The following is a 17,673-nucleotide window of genomic DNA, read 5'->3' as shown; positions in this document are numbered from 1 at the left end:
TGCGTATTTTTGTAGTATGAATTCCTTTCCTGTACATATTAATTTTGAAACAATGGCTTCTGCCTTGCGCGAATATGTTCGCCGCAAAGCTATCAAAGCAGAGAGTACGATCTTTTATGTAGAGAAGGGGCAGCTTATTGAAGAAAATCCTAAAAGCCATACTAAAGTAGCCCTGAAAAAGGCAGTCGCCAAAAGCTAAGAATGCCAACGCTATATATCCTCGCAGGCCCTAATGGTGCTGGAAAAACCACCTTCTATTACACCGCAATTGAACAAGGATTCATTTCTCCTGATTTACCTTTTCTAAACATTGACCTTATTACCCGGGAACTTGGAAGTTATAGCGATACCAATTTCGCGAAGGCAGAAGAAATTTACCGGGAACGTATTACAAAGCTTCTGCAGGAAAATGCAGGCTTTATGATTGAAAGTAACCTGGCAAAAGATTCAGAATACGAATGGATTGAAGCGATGATCCGCAAAGGATATGACATTATTCTTTATTTCCTATGCACTGATTATGTTGAAGATATTCATATTAACCGGGTACAAAAAAGAGTAAAAGAAGGAGGGCATTATGTACCACCCAATATAATAGAACACAGGTATAAAATGTCACTACTTTATCTGAGGAGTAAATTGCCTTTATTTAAAGAAGCCTACCTGATTGACAACGCCGAAACGGCCTTGGCAATGGTAGTTTTAAAACAAGGAAGAATTGAACACAAACAACCTGAATGTCCGGTATGGATACAGCAGGTAATATTTATTGCTGAACGCCTGCAAAACAAAAGCGAGTAAGAGGATTAATTCAAACTCAACGGATTGCCTGAACAATTTATCCCATTGATTGTTAGAACCCTGATGTAACTTTGCATACCATGAACACTTTCATCCAGCAGGTGATAGCCGCCGAACCAGATGCGGCCCTCCGTACAATAGCCAATAAGATCATTGCCCGCGAACGCATTACCCCTGAGGACGGCGTATTGCTGTTTGAAAGAGCCAATGCCCCCTTTGTAGGTGCGCTGGCCAATTTTGTACGGGAACGCCTGCATGGCAATAAAACCTATTTCAACCGCAACTTCCATATAGAGCCCACCAATGTGTGTGTATTTGCCTGTAAGTTCTGTTCTTATTCCCGTCTCTATGCCCACCGCGAAGAAGGCTGGGAACTGACCACCGATCAAATGCTTGATATTGTAAAAGGCTATGATGGCAAACCCGTTACCGAAGTACACATTGTAGGAGGCGTGCATCCCAAACTCACCCTCGAATTCTTTGCCGACCTGCTGCGCAAGATCAAAGCCCATCGCCCGGAATTACACATCAAAGGCTTTACACCGGTAGAGCTGGATTATATGTTCCGCAAGGCTAAGAAAAGTGTAGAGGAAGGCATGGCCTATTTGCAGGAGGCCGGATTGGATTCCCTGCCCGGTGGCGGCGCCGAGATCTTCCATCCCGAAATACGTCAGCAGATCTGCGATGATAAAGTAGATGCCGAAGGCTGGCTGAAGATCCATGAAGCAGCGCATAACCTGGGCATGCATACCAATGCCACCATGCTCTATGGCCATATTGAAAAGTACTGGCACCGGGTAGACCACATGGAGCGCTTACGGCAACTGCAGGATAAGACCGGTGGCTTCAATACCTTCATCCCACTCAAGTTCCGCAACAAGCAGAATGACATGAGCAACATACCGGAATCGGGCATCATTGAAGACATGCGCATGTATGCCATTGCCCGCCTGTATATGGACAACTTCACGCACCTGAAAGCTTACTGGCCTATGCTGGGACGCCAGAATGCCCAGTTAACCTTGTCCTTTGGCGTGAATGATATTGATGGAACAATTGACGACTCTACCAAGATCTACTCCATGGCCGGCTCTGAAGAGCAAACACCTGCCATGAGCACTGCCCAGTTGGTAACCCTGATCAAACAGGTAAAACGCCAGCCTGTAGAGCGGGATACATTGTATCATGAATTGAGGGACTATACAGATATTGATATTAAGGAGATAGAAGTTAATCCGTTATTGAATTAGGCTTTGACTGCCCTTCGACAAGCTCAGGGTGACATGCTATACTGCTTCCAGCACCCAGGTTTCGCGGCCCTGCATCCATTCCCGCACCTCGTCTTCTTCCACCCCGCGGGCAATGAGCCGGAGGGAGCTTAGTGAAGCATAGTCTATGTCTATACGGCGCTTCACCGTAAAATGGCAACGGGTAAAGAAGTCCAGCGCCGCTTCATAACTTTCAAACTTGTTCTCTTCTATACGGTGTTCTTCGAGGAACTTTGTAAGCTGTTCATCAAATGCATCCTGGGACTGGCCGAGCAAACGGCTCATATCTTTTTTAATGTACACATCTCCCGTCACCCAGTAGCCGCCTCTTTCCTTCAACAGGCGATGAATGGTAGCGCAAAGCTGTGTTTTTTCAGTTGTATTGAGGTATACCAGTAATCCTTCATTGACGATGGTAACGGGTCCCGGCGGTAATATCTGCACTACTTTGCTGAACTGCGCTTCATCCATGGCATTCAATGGCTCAATGTACAATTGGCCTTTAAGCTGCAGTTGCTTTTCTTTGATCAATCTTTCCACCAGTTGCTTCTTGTTGCTGATAAACTCCGGCAGGTCGGTATCTATATAGGTCACGTCTTTATGGAGCGCCATGTGGAGACCGCGGCAGGAAAAGCCGGAGGAAAGTTCCAGCACCTGTTGCGGATGGATGTCGGACAATGCCCCGTCAATCGTTTTATACCGGTTCTCAAAATGAATAATCCGGCCCATCATAACGCGGGAGCGTTTTTCACGTGCCGTTTTTGTAAAAGCTTCCAGGTCGCCCACCATGGCGGCGGTATCTTTGGCAAAGGGAATATCGGTGAGCGCCTTCATCATGAGTAAAGCGCCTGCAGATGGACTGATGGTATTGAAATCGCGTTCCATTGTCAATTCAGGTCTAACATTCAGGCAAACTAATCGGGATATGCACGGCCAGGCCGCCCTCTGCCGTTTCCTTGTATTTAAAGCTCATGTCCTTGGCCGTATCCCACATGGTTTTGATCACATTATCGAGCGACACTTTGGCAAAATCGGGCGTGCTTTGCAGCGCCAGTTGGGAAGCTGTAATGGCTTTGATAGCGCCCATGGTATTGCGCTCAATGCAGGGAATTTGCACCAGTCCGCCAATAGGGTCGCAGGTAAGTCCGAGGTGATGCTCCATGGCTATCTCTGCAGCCATCAGGGCCTGCCGCTGGGTGCCTCCCATGGCTTCGGTCAACCCGGCTGCCGCCATGGCGGACGATACGCCGATCTCTGCCTGGCAACCGCCCATAGCCGCAGAGATGGTAGCGCCCTTTTTGAAGATGCTGCCTATTTCAGCAGCGGTGAGCATGAACTGTAATATCTTCTCTTCTTTATACCCATCACAGAAGACCACGAAGTATTGCAATACGGCCGGTATTACACCGGCAGCGCCATTGGTAGGCGCCGTGACCACACGCCCGAAAGACGCATTCTCTTCATTCACAGCCAGGGCAAAACAACTTACCCAGTCCAGCGTATACTTAAAATGATGGCCGCCATCCCGTACGGCCTGCAACCAGGAATCATAATCTGTATACGTCCTGCCTTCCAGGAGTTTTTTATTGAGATCGGCGGCGCGGCGTGTTACGTTGAGCCCTCCGGGTAACATACCGCTTGTATTGCAGCCCCGGAAGATACATTCCTTCATCACACGCCATATATTCAGCATGCCCAGCCGGGTATCCTGCTCAGGGCGCCAGCTATTTTCATTTTCCATCACCACCTCGCTGATGCTAAGGCCGGTTTTACGGCACCAGTGCAGCAGGTCATCTGCTTTATCAATGGGGAAAGGCAATTCAATCGCAGTACCGGCATTCGCGTCCTCCCCTTCTTTCTGCACAAAACCACCACCTACGGAATAATACGTTTCGGCCATGGAATCGCCGTTATGAAACGCGGCCAGGAAAGTGAGTGCATTGGGATGATAAGGCAGTGATTCTGTCACCAGGAATTCGATATCTTCTGCAGGGTCGAAATCAATTTCATGTTTGCCATGCAGCAACAGCTTTTTCATCGTTCTGATATCATCCATTTTGGCATCAATCAGGTTCACATCAAACGTCACGGGATCATCGCCGCTAAGTCCCAATTGTACCGCCACATCCGTGCCATGCCCTTTGCCTGTTTTGGCCAGGGAACCATACAGCAGTACACGGATAGCTTCTACCTGGAACAGTTGTCCTTTATCTTCGAGGGATTGTAAAAAGCGCTGGGCAGCCCGCCAGGGACCCAATGTATGGGAACTGGAAGGGCCTACGCCTATCTTGAAAATATCGAATACAGAAATGGCTTCGTGGGGCAAAGAATTTTAATTTACTGCAAAGTTAGGAGAAATAGGTATTGGCTGTTAGTCACCTGGCGTTAGTTAAAAGCTAATGATTAATAGCTAACAGCTCTCTATAAAACTTCATACAAAGTAATATCGTAGATCATGATAGAATTAGGAGGCACCACTTCTGTACTGCCTACCTTCTTTCCTTCCCAGCCATAGGCCAGTGAGGGAGGTAAGAAGATCTTTATCCTTCCGCCGGCCTTAATAAGGGGCAGGGCTATGCGCCAGCCTTCCAGCATTAATTTCAGGTTAAGGACGGTATGATCATCCTGTTCTACCTGGGTGCCGTTGGTGAGCTTGCCGGTAAAACCAACCTTGATAGAAGAACAGATGGCAGGGCTCATACCGGAACCGCCTTGTATGATCTGGTAGTACAAACCGCTTTTATGTTGATTGGCCTGGATACCGTTGGAGGAAATATAATCTGCCAGCGCCTGCTTTTCGTTGGACGGGGCAGTTATATCACGCGCTTCACAATCATTTTTATCCTTGAAGCAATTAGCCAGCAGCAGTGCTACAAATGACAGGCACAAGGCAATTTTCCGCATGAATGATTTTTTGCAGTAAGTGATGGTGTTGATCAAAAGACAGCCGGGCCAATCCGATAGCTGCATCAGGCGCCAGGCTTCCCCTCCCCGCTTTCGTGTTCCTCCCGTGCTTTTAACTGGCGATAGTACTGTTCCTTCATGTCCCACTGATGCCGCTTGTAAAAGATAGACACAAAAACGGTAATAACAAATACCGCAATGATCAATACATAGGGGTTGATCATTGTATTCATCAACATATCAGCCCTTTTATACCACAGCTTGCCGGTAAAAATAATGGCCAATACAGGCAGGGCGAATAACAGCCCCATGGGAATACCTGCCATCAATTGCTGCTGCCACTGCTTTTCACGCAGGCGGTTGGCTTCCCAATATTGTACAAACTGCCGCTCCCGTTCATTCAGCATACGAGGTATTTAAACATAGTATAAAAAAGCCTTTTATAACACGAATGTTCTGCAAAAATACTGACCAGCCAGCATAATACTTGCATACCAATAATTTATGATTAACTTGTGTCAAAATCTGCAATACCTTGAAACTATCTATCCTTTTAGCGCAGTATTTTTATCAGCACAAGCACCTAAACCTGCCATCTATTGGTTCTTTCCATCTGGATGCGGCTGTTACAGTACCGGACCAGAACGATAAGAATTTCCGTGAATTCCTCAAATATGTACAGTTCACACAGCAGCCAATTGCCAAAGCCGATGACGCGCTCATAGATTATATACGCGCGCATACCGGCAAAATCAGGCCACTCGCAGAGTCGGACCTGGAGTCTTACCTGGCCGACGGCAAGCTGTTACTCAACATCGGCAAGCCCTTCCATATTGAGGGCATTGGCACCCTGCATAAGAATAAGCTGGGCATTTATGAGTTCATCCCCGGCGAACCCAGCATGGAGCGCATGGAAACAGTGTCTGAACACGGGCGCGAAAAGGAAAGGGAAACTGAGAAGCCGGTGGTTAAGAAAAAATCGGCCTTCGATGAAAGCTATAGCCGTATAGAGGCACACCATAACCGGCGCAAAGGCCTGCTGGTGGGCACCCTTGTTGTCATCGGGCTGGCGGTTATTATCTGGGGCGGATACAGCCTGTACAACAACAATGATGGCAAGGAGCTGAGCACTCCTGCACAGGTAGCAGATACACTTACTCAAAAAGCAGATACGGCTGCCAAAGCACCGGCCGACAGTATACCGGTAACTCCGGCAGTACCCGGCGTTCCTGCAGGCAGCTATAAGTTCATTGCCGAAACCACCACCCGCAAAGCAAGGGCATTGAAACGGCATGCCTTTTTGCTGACGCTCAACAGGGACTTTAAGCTGGAAACAAAGGACTCGCTGAACTTCAATATTACCGTCATCATACCCGGCACACCGGCCGATACTACCCGGCTGAAAGACTCCCTGAACGCCTGGTATTATGGCACCAAACCTGTTAAAGTACGTATAGCACAATAAACAACCTGTATGCGCCTGACGGCCGATTATTGGATCAAACAATTACAACTTACAGAACACATTGAAGGAGGCGCTTTCCGGGAGGTATACCGCTCTCCCCTGCAGGTAGCAGCACCGGCATTGCCCGATTCCTTTGGCGCCGGCCGGAACATCTGTACAAGTATCTATTTCCTGTTGAAGGATGACCAGTTCTCTGCTTTTCACCGCATCAAGAGTGATGAGCTGTGGCATTTTTATTACGGCGATCCCCTCATCGTGTATGAGATAGACACTACCGGGAAACTGACAGAGCACCTGCTGGGCAATGATCCCGGGCAGGGACAGCAGTTCCAATGCGCCATTAAAGCCGGTAGCTGGTTTGCCTCCCGGGTACAGGCAGGCGGCGCCTACGCACTGGCAGGCTGTACCGTAGCACCCGGTTTTGATTTCGCCGATTTTGAACTGGCGGAAAGGAAGGCTTTGATCAATGAATATCCTCTTTACAAAAAGTTGATTGAAGAACTAACAAGGGTTTGAGGATTATTAATTACTGATTATTGATTATTTCCTCGTTGCCTTTATGCCTCGTTGCCTTTTTAAAATATAAATACAGCGGAATCCCCGGCACCACGATCGCCAATCCCAGCAGGGAGTTCACCACAGGCGTTTCACCAGCCATATACCGGGTTATATCATTCCATATTGTACTGACTACATAAAAAGCAGCAAAAGCTATAAACAGCAACGGCACTACCGGGTATCCCCATACTTTATACGGGCGCGGATGATGCGGCATTTTCTTCCGCAGGATAAATATACCAATAGCGCCAAACAGGTAGGCCACCCAGGCGGTGAAGGTGAACATGTCGGCCAGCATATCAAAGGAGCCGCTCATGATGAGCACGGATGACCAGATGCCATGCAACAACAGCGCATTGCCCGGTGTATGGAAGCGCGGATGCTCCTTACCGGCCCAGGCAAAGAACAACCGGTCTTTTCCCATCGCATACGTTACTCTCGATATAGCCATCGTATTTCCATTCACCGCACCGAACGTGCAGATCACGATCAGGGCAGCCACAATGGCGCTGCTCGTTTTACCCAGCGCTATGGCAATAGCATCAGCCGCTACCAGCGAGGAGCCGGCCATGGCATCTACCGGCAATACATACAGGTAGGCCTGGTTTACCAGCAGGTACACAGCAATGCAGATAAACAATCCCATCACCAGGCTGCGGGGAATATTCCTTTCCGGGTGTTTTATCTCACCGCCTACAAAAGTTACGTTGATCCACCCATCGTACGCCATAAAGGCGCCTGTTAAGGCAGCTACCAAACCACCCACCAGTTCCCAATTCATTTTGGGATGCGCAGCAGGTGCTGTAAAATGGGCCACCGATCCATTGCCCGAGAGGAAGATGCCAAAGACCAGCAGCACAATCACAACCACTTTCACCAGCGTAGAGATCACCTGTAGAACGCCACCGGCTTTTACACTCCGGTAATTCACCAGTGAAAGTCCGGCCACCAATACAATGGCCAGCCCCTTCACGCCCAGGTTTTGCAGGGGGTACAAAGAGCCCAGGCCGGGAATATGTACTACCCAGGCCTGTTCCATCGCTTCCGGTAATCGTGGCAATTGAAGAAAATAATCAGCATACTGGGCGCACACAAAAGCGATGGCCGATACAGAAGCAGAATTGATCACGGCAAATGCCGCCCAGCCATACAGGAAGGCGACAAAATCGCCATACATCTGCCGGAAGAAAACATAGAGGCCGCCTGTTTGGGGAAACATAGCGCCCACTTCCGCATAGATAAGCGCTCCGAATAAAGAAAAAATACCTGCGGCTATCCAGGCTATGGCCAGCCATACCGGCGAGGCCACCTGCGCCGCCATCACAGCAGGCTTCATAAATACACCGGAGCCGATGATGCTGCCTACGACAATAGCGGTAGCTGTCCAAAAGCCGATAGTCCTGCCACGGGTTTCGGGTGGGACGTTCCGGCTCATGCTCCCGGCTCCATAAAGGATGAAATAATGCGGTGGAAATGATGCGTGCCCTGCTCCCTGGTTACGGAATACCTGCCATGCTGGTAAAAGCGGGAACGTACCCCTTTTTGCACAGCTTCCACCACCTCTTCATCTTCCATTTCTACCGTATCCAGGTCGGAGCCGGCCCCTGTATTGAACTTATCCTCTTTCCATACATAGGTCAGAAAGGAAACCTTACATTGGTGAATAGACAAGGGCCGTACAATATTGATGCTAAGTCCCCAGGGATAAAAGTTGAACATCATATTGGGGAACACAAAGAAGTAATAAGCGGCTACCTTCTTCCCGTAATCCACCGAAGAAGCGGGAAGATCAAAACAATCCTCATCATCTTTGGCAATGCCCAGTTGCAGGTTGGACCAGGTAAACAACTCTGTGGTGTAATTACCGAAATCTATCACGGCATTCAATCCCGCATGCACAAAAGGAATATGAAACCCTTCCAGGTAATTTTCGCAGTACAGCGCCCAATGCGCCTGTACCACATAATCCTTCGACAGGTGCGGCTGGTATACAAAATCATTGACCGGTAACCACCCTACCCTGTTCATCATATCCTGCAGGTAGGGCTGCAGGGCCGACTGTTTATCGAGGGAAGCAAACAACCAGGGCCCCCATTGAAAAAGCGGCAACCGGGTGAGATCATCAGCCGGAGAAGGGAAATTCTCTACCTCCTTGAACTCGGGCATGGAATGAAAACTACCGTCCAGCTTAAACAAACGGCCATGGTACCGGCAGCGCAGGTTGCTCACCTTGCAAGCTTCATGCACCACAATGGTGCCGCGGTGCGTACACACATTACTAAGACAATGAATATTATTTTCTTTATCCCTGGTAAGCACCAACGGTTCATCCAGGTAGCTTTCCAGCAACGTGAAGGGTTGGCATTGACCGGGTTCTTTAACGCTGTGGGCATCGCCGATAAACTGCCAGGAAGGAGCAAAGATCTTTTCTTTCGCGGCTTCAAAAATGGCAGGATCGGTATAGAAACCAGTGTGCAGGGTTTGGGCTTTGGCAATTTGCGGGTGTACAGAAAAACGGGACATGCTGAATTGGTTGTAGAGGTAAGTTAAGAAAGAGTTGAGTAAATAGCTTACCTTCCTCCTATAAATCTGTCATACGGTGAAAACATTGTTATTCCTCTTCCTTTTTGCCCTCCCTGTTATCGCCACTGCCCAAAAAGCGCAACGCCTGTTCAATGGTAAAGACCTGAGCGGCTGGACCATTCACGGTACAGAAAAATGGTATGTAGAGAAGGGGGAACTGGTGTGCGAAAGTGGTCCCGACAAACAATACGGTTACCTATCTACTGATAAAACTTATAAGGACTTTGAGCTTACCCTGCAATTTAAGCAGGAGGCCAATGGCAACAGCGGCGTTTTCTTCCGCTCCTCCATTGAGGGGGTAAAGATCAGTGGCTGGCAGGTAGAAGTGGCCCCGCTCAACAAGCATACCGGCGGCGTCTATGAATCTTACGGCCGGGGCTGGTTGATACAACCCAACCCCGAAGATGAACAATGGTTAAAGCAGGGCGAATGGAACGAACTGAAGATAAAAGTGGTGGGCGGAGAAGTCACTACCTGGCTCAATGGCCACCAGATGATCACCCTGAAAGACGATAAAATTACGGCTGCCAATGGCTTCATTGCCCTCCAGATCCATGATGGCGGCGGGATTAAAGTTCGCTGGAAGAACATCCGCATAAAGCCGTTATAACAGAATTTGGTTTAATTTTTGCATATATATTTACCGCACGCGGGATGGAAACCTGATTATACCCTTCACTGCCGTTTGTTTGTCCCATACAGTTTGTTGCAAACGTCGCCGCCTTCCCTATGCAACCCTTTACTCCTCTACGCCGTCATTTATGCAGTTTTTATCCATACCCTCCTCCTTTTTATCTCTGCAACCCGTTTTATCCGTAAAAAGCGCCTTTGGCCGTCTTTAGCCAAAGGAACGATCAGGTATCGGGGGGCATGATGTGCCCGCGATCTTTTTGGAAATGCTGCCGGCTGTAGCAATATGAGCGGGCAGCCTTTTCAATTTTATTACTGCAGTAGCTCGTTGTATTTACTGATGATCTTAATGAAGTCTTCCGGCTTGTCCATCCGGAGGCTTTGCTGCGCCACGAACTGTTTGAGCCCATCGGCCTGTACCGGCAGCTTACTCACCAGGTCGTCTTTGTTTCTTGGGAGGTTGATCATCGCCCCATCCTGCAGCAGGTAATAATATTCTTCATCTTCCAGCCGCCTGTGACTGCCTGTATTCACCAGTTGCTTTTCTTCCACCACCACTTTGGTAAACAGGCGAAGCAAAACAGTTTTACCACCCAGCAATACCTGGTAATAAGTATCGGGGCCACATTTATCAACAGGCGGAAAGCCTTTCCGGAATATCATGGAATCCTTCTCCTTCCGGCTTTGGGTATACAACACAAACTCCTTTACCTGGCTTTCTGCGGCAAAAGCATTGCCCTCAAATTGAAGCATCAACCGGTTACGGGCGCAATCGAACCGGAGCTTGAATTGCTTCATTACCCGGCCGCTTTTAAAAACCACTACACCATCCATCCAATCCTTAAACAGGTAGGGGCTTCCGGAGGCATTGGCAATATGTTCTTCTTTAATATCAGTGGCAAGGTCCTGGGTCAATCCCTGCTGCGCCAGTAACAACAGGCACCAGAGAATATTTTTCATGACAATCCGTTTGTGCTCATAAGGTACGAATTCCCCGAGGAAGTTTATAACTCTTTTATATTGGTGGCACATAAAAACGCCTCCTCCCGCCGGGGCGGGAAGAGGCAGACAACAGAGCAATGCTTTTATTCGCTACGTAAACTCTTAATGGGATTGGCAATGGCCGCTTTAATGGCCTGGTAGCAGATGGTAGCCAATGCAATGGCCAATATGGCTACTCCTGCTATCAGGAATACATCCCAGGTTATGGATATGCGGTATGCATAATCCTGCAGCCATTTTTGCATCAACAACCACCCGGCCGGTGCCGCTATGATCATAGAAATAAGAATGAGCTTCAGGAAATTCCTGACCAGCAGCATAAACAACCCTGCTACAGAAGCGCCCAGCACTTTGCGGATGCTCATTTCCTTGCTGCGCTGCTCGGCCATGAAGGCCGCCAGTGCAAACAGGCCCAGGCAGGCCACAATGATCGCCAATACAGCGAAGCAGGTGAAGATAATACCGGTACGCTCTACATCGGCATACATGGCGGCAAAACGCTCATCGAGGAAGGTATACCGGATGGGTTGATTGGGGGCAAAACCTTTCCAGATACCGGTAATAGTGGCCAGCGTTTGTTGAATATTCCCTCCCTTGATCTTAACGGAAACAACATCCCCGGAGCGCCCCAGCGTCATGCACAGCGGCTCTACCTGCTGCTTCATGGACTCGAAATTGAAGTTTTCTACCACTCCTATCACTGTAAAATGCTCCCAGCCGTTGGTGATCTTTTCTCCGATCGGGTCCTTCAACCCCAGCTTGCTGGCCATAGCCTGGTTAATGACCAGGGCCTGAGAATCGGTAGGCATCAGGGGTGAGAAATTCCTGCCGGCAACGATCTTCATACCGAAAGTGGGAATATAACTGTCATCCACATACCATTTCTGTCCGCCCACACCAGGATCCTCCTTTCTCCTTCCTTCTTTCCAGAATGTATTGCCGTCTCTTTTAGAATCTGCCACAGGCAGGTAACCACTTACAGATACATGCTGCACCTGCGGCAGTTTCAACAATTCCTCCTTCAATGCAACTGTTTGGCGCTTCAGGGTATTAGTCCCCTGGATCATGACGATCTGCTCTTTGTCAAAGCCAATCCTGGCATGCAGGATATATTGCATCTGCCGGTAGATAACCACCGTACCAATGAGCAGGATAATAGAAGTGGTGAATTGAAATACCACGAGCGTGCTGCGCAGGCCCGCATTTTTACTGCCCCGGCTCAATTGCCCCTTCAATACCTGGATGGGCTTAAAAGCCGACAAGTAAAAGGAAGGGTATAAACCAGCCAGCAGGCCAATAAACAAAGCGCCCGTAATAATCAGGGGCAGCATCCACCACTCACCAATGGGCATGCTCAGTGACTTGCCGGCTATTGTATTGAAATAAGGTAAACTGGCCCATGCCAGTACAAGACCCAGTATAAAAGCAAAGAAACTATACAGGATAGATTCTGTGAGGAATTGTTTAATAAGACTACTGCGTTGCGAGCCGATCACCTTACGCAATCCTACTTCTTTGGCCCGGTTAGCGCTCCTGGCAGTAGAAAGGTTCAGGAAGTTAATACAAGCTATGATCAGGATAAAACAGGCAATGGCGGCAAACAACCACACAAAACGGATATCGCCACGAGGTTCCCAATCCCAGATATCGTAAGACCTCAAATGAATATCCTTCAAAGGCTGGGCCAGTAAACCGGCTTTACTCACCACGTCTGCAGCATCTACATCGCCGGCAGCTTTCATAGCAGGCAGGTAATACTTATTGAGAACATGGCTGATGACTTTTTGCTCAAACGCTTTTATATCCGTGCCAGGCTTCAGTTGCACATAAGTGCTATAATTTTGGGCCATCCAGGTGCCTTGTTCACCATCCCATAAGGATTTACCGGTAAGGGTGAGCAGGAAGTCATAATGCAGATGAGCGGTAGAGGGCCAGTCTTCAATAACGCCACCAATTTTATAAGGGTACTTTGTATCGTTGTTGAGGAACATCAGCTTGCCCACAGGGTTCTCGCCGGGAAAATACTTATCTGCTTTCCGTTTCGTGATCACCATGGTAAACGGTTCGGCCAACGCTTTTGCCCGATCACCATATACCATTGGCAGTTGCAGCATATCGAGCATTTCCTGGTCGGCATACGTGAACCCCTCCTCATACGTATTATTGGGTTCATCCTCTTTCCGCAACTGGTTGCTGCCGGCGCCATAAAACAGCTTGGCCGGCATCAGGCGGCCTGCTCTTTCTACTTCCGGGAAATCAGCCTTCATCGCTTTGGCCATGGGCGCCGGCCAGCTTACGCCTTTTTCCTCCTTGCCATTTTCTTTATATACGCCAATGAGGCGATAAATATCAGGGGCATTTTTGTACTGCGTATCATAACTCAGCTCATTTCTTATCAACAGACCAATGAGCAGGCAGGCTGCTATACCAATGGCAAAGCCACCGATCTTGACAGCAGCATACATCTTTTGCCTGGACATATTGCGGAAAGCAATGCGGAAATAGTGTGTAAGCATAATTTTTTTGCGTTTTAAAATGAAAGTCAGGGCCTGCTTAAAAATGTTGCAGGCCTTACGCTGCCCGCAGGCTTTCTACCGGGTTGGCCAATGCTGCTTTCACTGCCTGGTAACAAATGGTGGTCAGTGCAATTAAAAATACCACTATACCGGAGATAGCAAAAATATCCCAGGTAATAGCAATACGGTATTCGTAATCCTGCAGCCATTTTTGCATCAGGTACCAACCTGCAGGCGCTGCAATAAGCAGGGATATTAAAATAAGCCGTAAGAAATTATTGGTCAGCAGCAGGAATAATCCCGGTATAGAAGCGCCCAATACCTTGCGGATGCTGATCTCCTTACTGCGCTGCTCGGCCATAAAGGCGGCCAGTGCAAACAAACCCAGACAAGCTACAATAATGGCCAGCGCGGCAAAGCAGGTGAAGATGATCCCGGTACGCTCCACATCGGCATACATGGCGGCAAAACGCTCGTCCAGGAATGTGTACCGGATGGCCTGATTGGGTGCAAAGCCTTTCCAAACGCCGGTAATAGCCGCCAGGGTTTGCTTCACCTCCCCGCTCTTTATCTTAACAGAAACGATATCATTACTATGGCCCAATGCCAGGCAAATGGGCTCTACCCGCTGCTTCATGGATTCATAGTTGAAATTTTCCACCATGCCTATAACGGTAAAGGTCTGCCATCCATTGGTAATCTTTTTCCCGATGGGGTCCTTATAACCGATCTTATCGGCCATCGCCTGGTTAATAATCGCGGCCTGCGTATCGGTGGGCATGACAGGTGAAAAATTTCTGCCAGCTACCAGCTTCATACCGAAAGTGGAAATATAACTATCATCCACATACCATTTTTGCCCCGACACAAAGGCTTCCTGCCCTGCCCTACCTTCCTTCCAGAAGGGATTGCCATCCCGCTTGGTACCTGCAACAGGCAGGTAACCACTCACAGACACCTGTTGCACCTGGGGCAACTTCAGCAGTTCATTTTTTAAGGTGGCCGTTTGCCTGCCCAGGGTACCGGTACCCTGGATCATGACCACCTGGTCTTTATCGAAACCTGTTTTGGCATGGAGTATATACTGCATTTGCCGGTAAATAACCACCGTGCCGATCAACAGAATGATGGAAGTGGTAAACTGGAATACCACCAGTGTACTGCGGAGACCGGCATTCTTACTGCCCCGGCTCAACTGTCCTTTTAATACCTGGATGGGTTTAAAAGCGGATAAGTAAAAGGAAGGATATAAACCAGCCAGCAGGCCGATGAATAAAGCGCCCGCAATGATCAGGGGCAACATCCACCACTCACCAATGGGCATGCTCAGTGACTTGCCGGCTATTTTATTGAAATAAGGTAAACTGGCCCAAGCTAGTAAAAGGCCCAGTATAAAAGCAAAGAAACTATACAAGATAGACTCTGTAAGGAATTGTTTAATCAGGTTGCTACGCTGTGAACCGATCACTTTCCGCAACCCTACCTCTTTGGCCCGGTTGGCGCTCCTGGCCGTAGAGAGGTTCAGGAAATTGATACAAGCTATAACCAAAATAAAACAGGCAATGGCCGCAAACAGCCATACAAAACGGATATCGCCACGGGTCTCCCAGTCGCCCATTTCATAAGACTTCAAATGAATATCTTTTAGTGGCTGTACATATAGCCGGGACTTATTAGCCTCCTCCGCTGCATTTGCCTGGCCGACTGCTTTAAAAGCGGGCAGGTAGTATTTTCCGATAATAGTGGCACTGGACTTCTTTTCAAACTGCTTTATATCGGTACCAGGTTTTAGTTGCAGGTACACCCCATAATTATTCGCCAGCCACCAGGTTTGCTCACCATCCCACAATGATTTACCTGTAAGGGTGAGCAGGAAATCATACTGCAGGTGGGATGTTGATGGCCAGTCTTCCATGACACCGCCGATTTTATAAGGTGTTTTAGTGTCATTGTTCAGGAATAGCAGCCGGCCTACAGGATCCTGCCCCGGGAAATACTTTTCCGCTTTCCGCCGGGTGATCACGATCGTATTGGGCTCCGCAAGCGCCTTGGCCCGGTCGCCATATACCATCGGCAATTGCAGGATATCTATCAACTCCTGGTCGGCATATACAAAGCCTTCCTCATAGGTATTCTGCTGTTCATCATCCCGGCGCAGTTGGTTACTACCAGCGCCATAAAACAGGTTACTGGGCATCAGGCGGCCGGCTTTTTCCACTTCCGGAAAATTGGCTTTCATAGCAGTAGCCATAGGCGCGGGAAGGCTCACCCCTTTCTCTTCCTTTCCATTATTTATATAGCCACCTACCAGCCGGTAAATATTGGCTGCATTCTTATACTGTGTATCATAGCTCATTTCATCCCGTATCAGCAAAGCGATCAGTATACAGGCTGCAATGCCAATGGCAAAACCGCCTACCTTAATGGCGGTATACATTTTTTGTTTGGCCATATTGCGGAAAGCAATCCGGAGATAATGTGTTAGCATGGTTATGAGATTATGGCAAGGAAATATATTGTCATATTCTCTACAAGGAAAATGCCCATCAGCACCATCCTTACAATCAATCACTTATACAAACAAACCAACCGCCCCACTGTCCGGTTTCGATACAACAGGTGTAACCATCCGGTCAGTGTACGCTGCCCGGATCACAGGTAACTCAGCCACCATTGGTCTTTATGTGTCCGCTTGTACTGGTCGTACCACTTGCAAAGCGGGTACAGCAGTATCACCACCCCTATCCATACCAGGTAGGTAATGCCCAGCGAAAATCCATACCCTTCCAGTTGGGCGGAAGAGCGCCCGGTCCACAGGGCATAATCCAATACCATATCGCTCCATTGATGGCCGCTGAAGACCGTGGCAAACATGGCCAGTAAATGCAGCAGGTAAAGATGCAGTATATAATAGAACAGCGGTACCCTTCCAAAAACGGCCACCTTTTGTCCCAGCCAGCCGGGCGTTCTTTCCATCCACGCCAGGAACAGGAGGGCAGGCCCGATCGTCATCAGCAGGTAAAGCAAAGAAGGAGGATACTTCACGGTATTCAAAAATGACAATACCGTAAACAGTGAAGAAGATTGTGGGCTCCAGGGGCGCCCATCGCCATATACATTAATAGCGCGGACAATGATAAACAACGCCACCAGTGTGAAACCCAGCGTCATCAACAGCTTCCTGCGCTTTTCAGCAGGATAGTTTTTAGTATAGATGCTGCCCATACAATAACCCAGCGCCATCACCCCTACCCAGGGTATAATGGGATACCCTACCAGCACCAGGAATCCATTATAGGTAAAGGGCCGCTGTTCGTGCAACAGCGCCCAGCCGAAGCCCTGCAGGGTATTGCCGGGCGCATGAACGCCATCCAGCAGGTTATGTCCTGCTACCATCAATACGCTGATGGAAAAAATAGCCCATAGCGGCAAATGGATCAGCGCTGCCAGGAAAACCATGCTGATGCCCAGGGCCCATATCACGGTAAGGTCCATACCATGCCCCAGGAAATTAAAATACCAGGCCCAGTGCACTACTGTAAGTTCCAGCAGTATCAGCCACACGCCTCTCTTCAACAGGAAGAGCGATAGTTCCTTCTTGGTTTTCCGTCCTCCGCTCAGAAAAGCAGAAATACCCGACAGGAACATGAACAGGGGCGCACAATAGTGGGTAATCCAGCGTGTAAAAAAGAGAAATGCATTGGTTCTTGTGAGGTCCACCGGATCATATACCAATGCGTCGGCATGGAAATAATCACGTACATGGTCCAATGCCATAATAATCATAATGAAACCCCGCAACAGGTCAATGGATTCAATGCGGATAGTGGCGGCCACCCTTTGAGGGGCAGCCGCCGGAATGGCTATACTTTCCATAATAAGATGCTTTTGCGCTTTAAAGATACCGACTTTTTTTCTGTTTTAAACAAACTTATCAGAATTTTAT

16 protein-coding genes are annotated in these 17,673 nt (G+C 48.6%); 6 read left to right on the top strand and 10 right to left on the bottom strand.

The annotated features are described in order from the left end of the window. Nucleotides 1-16: 16 nt before the first annotated feature. From HB364_RS17070 to mqnE, 3 genes are all read left to right on the top strand, one after another. A complete protein-coding gene (locus HB364_RS17070) occupies nucleotides 17-199 on the top strand; it encodes a hypothetical protein (protein WP_167289423.1) in 183 nt (60 codons plus the stop codon). A gap of 2 nt (nucleotides 200-201) precedes the next feature. Beyond that, nucleotides 202-801, top strand: coding sequence for a hypothetical protein (locus HB364_RS17065; protein ID WP_167289422.1), 600 nt, complete (start codon nucleotides 202-204; stop codon nucleotides 799-801). Between the two features lie 80 nt (nucleotides 802-881). Then, the gene (mqnE, locus tag HB364_RS17060) at nucleotides 882-2,051 is read left to right on the top strand and encodes an aminofutalosine synthase MqnE (protein ID WP_167289421.1); all 1,170 of its coding nucleotides are present in this window, start codon (nucleotides 882-884) and stop codon (nucleotides 2,049-2,051) included. 36 nt (nucleotides 2,052-2,087) lie between these two features. On the opposite strand, the gene HB364_RS17055 is transcribed toward mqnE, so the two are convergent. The 4 genes from HB364_RS17055 to HB364_RS17040 form a co-directional block, all read right to left on the bottom strand. Continuing rightward, complete coding sequence (locus tag HB364_RS17055; RefSeq protein WP_167289420.1) at nucleotides 2,088-2,954, bottom strand: class I SAM-dependent methyltransferase; 867 nt, start codon at nucleotides 2,952-2,954, stop codon at nucleotides 2,088-2,090. A gap of 13 nt (nucleotides 2,955-2,967) precedes the next feature. Then, complete coding sequence (locus tag HB364_RS17050; RefSeq protein ID WP_167289419.1) at nucleotides 2,968-4,395, bottom strand: L-serine ammonia-lyase; 1,428 nt, start codon at nucleotides 4,393-4,395, stop codon at nucleotides 2,968-2,970. 95 nt (nucleotides 4,396-4,490) lie between these two features. Next, nucleotides 4,491-4,973 (bottom strand): FKBP-type peptidyl-prolyl cis-trans isomerase, encoded by a 483-nt coding sequence (locus HB364_RS17045; protein ID WP_167289418.1) that lies wholly within the window; start codon nucleotides 4,971-4,973, stop codon nucleotides 4,491-4,493. A 65-nt stretch (nucleotides 4,974-5,038) separates the two neighbouring features. After that, nucleotides 5,039-5,380 (bottom strand): DUF3290 domain-containing protein, encoded by a 342-nt coding sequence (locus tag HB364_RS17040; protein ID WP_167289417.1) that lies wholly within the window; start codon nucleotides 5,378-5,380, stop codon nucleotides 5,039-5,041. 128 nt (nucleotides 5,381-5,508) lie between these two features. On the opposite strand from HB364_RS17040, the gene HB364_RS17035 reads away from it, so the two are divergent. Both HB364_RS17035 and HB364_RS17030 read left to right on the top strand, forming a co-directional pair. Then, nucleotides 5,509-6,438 (top strand): hypothetical protein, encoded by a 930-nt coding sequence (locus HB364_RS17035; RefSeq protein WP_167289416.1) that lies wholly within the window; start codon nucleotides 5,509-5,511, stop codon nucleotides 6,436-6,438. Nucleotides 6,439-6,447: 9 nt separating this feature from the next. Continuing rightward, nucleotides 6,448-6,954, top strand: a complete 507-nt coding sequence (locus tag HB364_RS17030; protein WP_167289415.1) for a cupin domain-containing protein — start codon at nucleotides 6,448-6,450, stop codon at nucleotides 6,952-6,954. A gap of 10 nt (nucleotides 6,955-6,964) precedes the next feature. On the opposite strand, the gene HB364_RS17025 is transcribed toward HB364_RS17030, so the two are convergent. Both HB364_RS17025 and HB364_RS17020 read right to left on the bottom strand, forming a co-directional pair. Then, nucleotides 6,965-8,431, bottom strand: coding sequence for an APC family permease (locus tag HB364_RS17025; RefSeq protein ID WP_167289414.1), 1,467 nt, complete (start codon nucleotides 8,429-8,431; stop codon nucleotides 6,965-6,967). Beyond that, nucleotides 8,428-9,519, bottom strand: a complete 1,092-nt coding sequence (locus tag HB364_RS17020; protein ID WP_167289413.1) for an aromatic ring-hydroxylating oxygenase subunit alpha — start codon at nucleotides 9,517-9,519, stop codon at nucleotides 8,428-8,430. Before HB364_RS17020 ends, HB364_RS17025 begins: the two co-directional genes overlap by 4 nt. Nucleotides 9,520-9,595: 76 nt before the next feature. On the opposite strand from HB364_RS17020, the gene HB364_RS17015 reads away from it, so the two are divergent. Further along, on the top strand, nucleotides 9,596-10,189 hold the full coding sequence (locus HB364_RS17015; RefSeq protein ID WP_317170711.1) for a 3-keto-disaccharide hydrolase: 594 nt from the start codon (nucleotides 9,596-9,598) through the stop codon (nucleotides 10,187-10,189). 332 nt (nucleotides 10,190-10,521) lie between these two features. Here the strand turns inward: HB364_RS17015 and HB364_RS17010 are convergent, their stop codons facing one another. From HB364_RS17010 to HB364_RS16995, 4 genes are all read right to left on the bottom strand, one after another. Continuing rightward, nucleotides 10,522-11,169: a hypothetical protein gene (locus HB364_RS17010; RefSeq protein WP_167289412.1), complete on the bottom strand. Its 648-nt coding sequence runs from the start codon at nucleotides 11,167-11,169 to the stop codon at nucleotides 10,522-10,524. Nucleotides 11,170-11,294: 125 nt separating this feature from the next. After that, nucleotides 11,295-13,727, bottom strand: coding sequence for an ABC transporter permease (locus tag HB364_RS17005; protein WP_167289411.1), 2,433 nt, complete (start codon nucleotides 13,725-13,727; stop codon nucleotides 11,295-11,297). 55 nt (nucleotides 13,728-13,782) lie between these two features. Further along, nucleotides 13,783-16,215 (bottom strand): ABC transporter permease, encoded by a 2,433-nt coding sequence (locus HB364_RS17000; protein ID WP_167289410.1) that lies wholly within the window; start codon nucleotides 16,213-16,215, stop codon nucleotides 13,783-13,785. Nucleotides 16,216-16,379: 164 nt separating this feature from the next. Further along, on the bottom strand, nucleotides 16,380-17,603 hold the full coding sequence (locus HB364_RS16995; protein WP_167289409.1) for a DUF1624 domain-containing protein: 1,224 nt from the start codon (nucleotides 17,601-17,603) through the stop codon (nucleotides 16,380-16,382). Nucleotides 17,604-17,673: the final 70 nt, after the last annotated feature.

Source organism: Paraflavitalea devenefica (assembly GCF_011759375.1).
Lineage (GTDB): Bacteria > Bacteroidota > Bacteroidia > Chitinophagales > Chitinophagaceae > Paraflavitalea > Paraflavitalea devenefica.
Note: the sequence above shows the minus strand (reverse complement) of the source record. Positions and strands in the feature narration are given on the sequence as shown.

Coding starts and splice junctions, on each gene's coding strand:
- HB364_RS17070 (WP_167289423.1), top strand. CDS start 17: ATGAATTCCTTTCCTGTACATATTAATTTTGAAACAATGGCTTCTGCC.
- HB364_RS17065 (WP_167289422.1), top strand. CDS start 202: ATGCCAACGCTATATATCCTCGCAGGCCCTAATGGTGCTGGAAAAACC.
- mqnE (WP_167289421.1), top strand. CDS start 882: ATGAACACTTTCATCCAGCAGGTGATAGCCGCCGAACCAGATGCGGCC.
- HB364_RS17055 (WP_167289420.1), bottom strand. CDS start 2,954: ATGGAACGCGATTTCAATACCATCAGTCCATCTGCAGGCGCTTTACTC.
- HB364_RS17045 (WP_167289418.1), bottom strand. CDS start 4,973: ATGCGGAAAATTGCCTTGTGCCTGTCATTTGTAGCACTGCTGCTGGCT.
- HB364_RS17040 (WP_167289417.1), bottom strand. CDS start 5,380: ATGCTGAATGAACGGGAGCGGCAGTTTGTACAATATTGGGAAGCCAAC.
- HB364_RS17030 (WP_167289415.1), top strand. CDS start 6,448: ATGCGCCTGACGGCCGATTATTGGATCAAACAATTACAACTTACAGAA.
- HB364_RS17025 (WP_167289414.1), bottom strand. CDS start 8,431: ATGAGCCGGAACGTCCCACCCGAAACCCGTGGCAGGACTATCGGCTTT.
- HB364_RS17020 (WP_167289413.1), bottom strand. CDS start 9,519: ATGTCCCGTTTTTCTGTACACCCGCAAATTGCCAAAGCCCAAACCCTG.
- HB364_RS17010 (WP_167289412.1), bottom strand. CDS start 11,169: ATGAAAAATATTCTCTGGTGCCTGTTGTTACTGGCGCAGCAGGGATTG.
- HB364_RS17005 (WP_167289411.1), bottom strand. CDS start 13,727: ATGCTTACACACTATTTCCGCATTGCTTTCCGCAATATGTCCAGGCAA.
- HB364_RS17000 (WP_167289410.1), bottom strand. CDS start 16,215: ATGCTAACACATTATCTCCGGATTGCTTTCCGCAATATGGCCAAACAA.
- HB364_RS16995 (WP_167289409.1), bottom strand. CDS start 17,603: ATGGAAAGTATAGCCATTCCGGCGGCTGCCCCTCAAAGGGTGGCCGCC.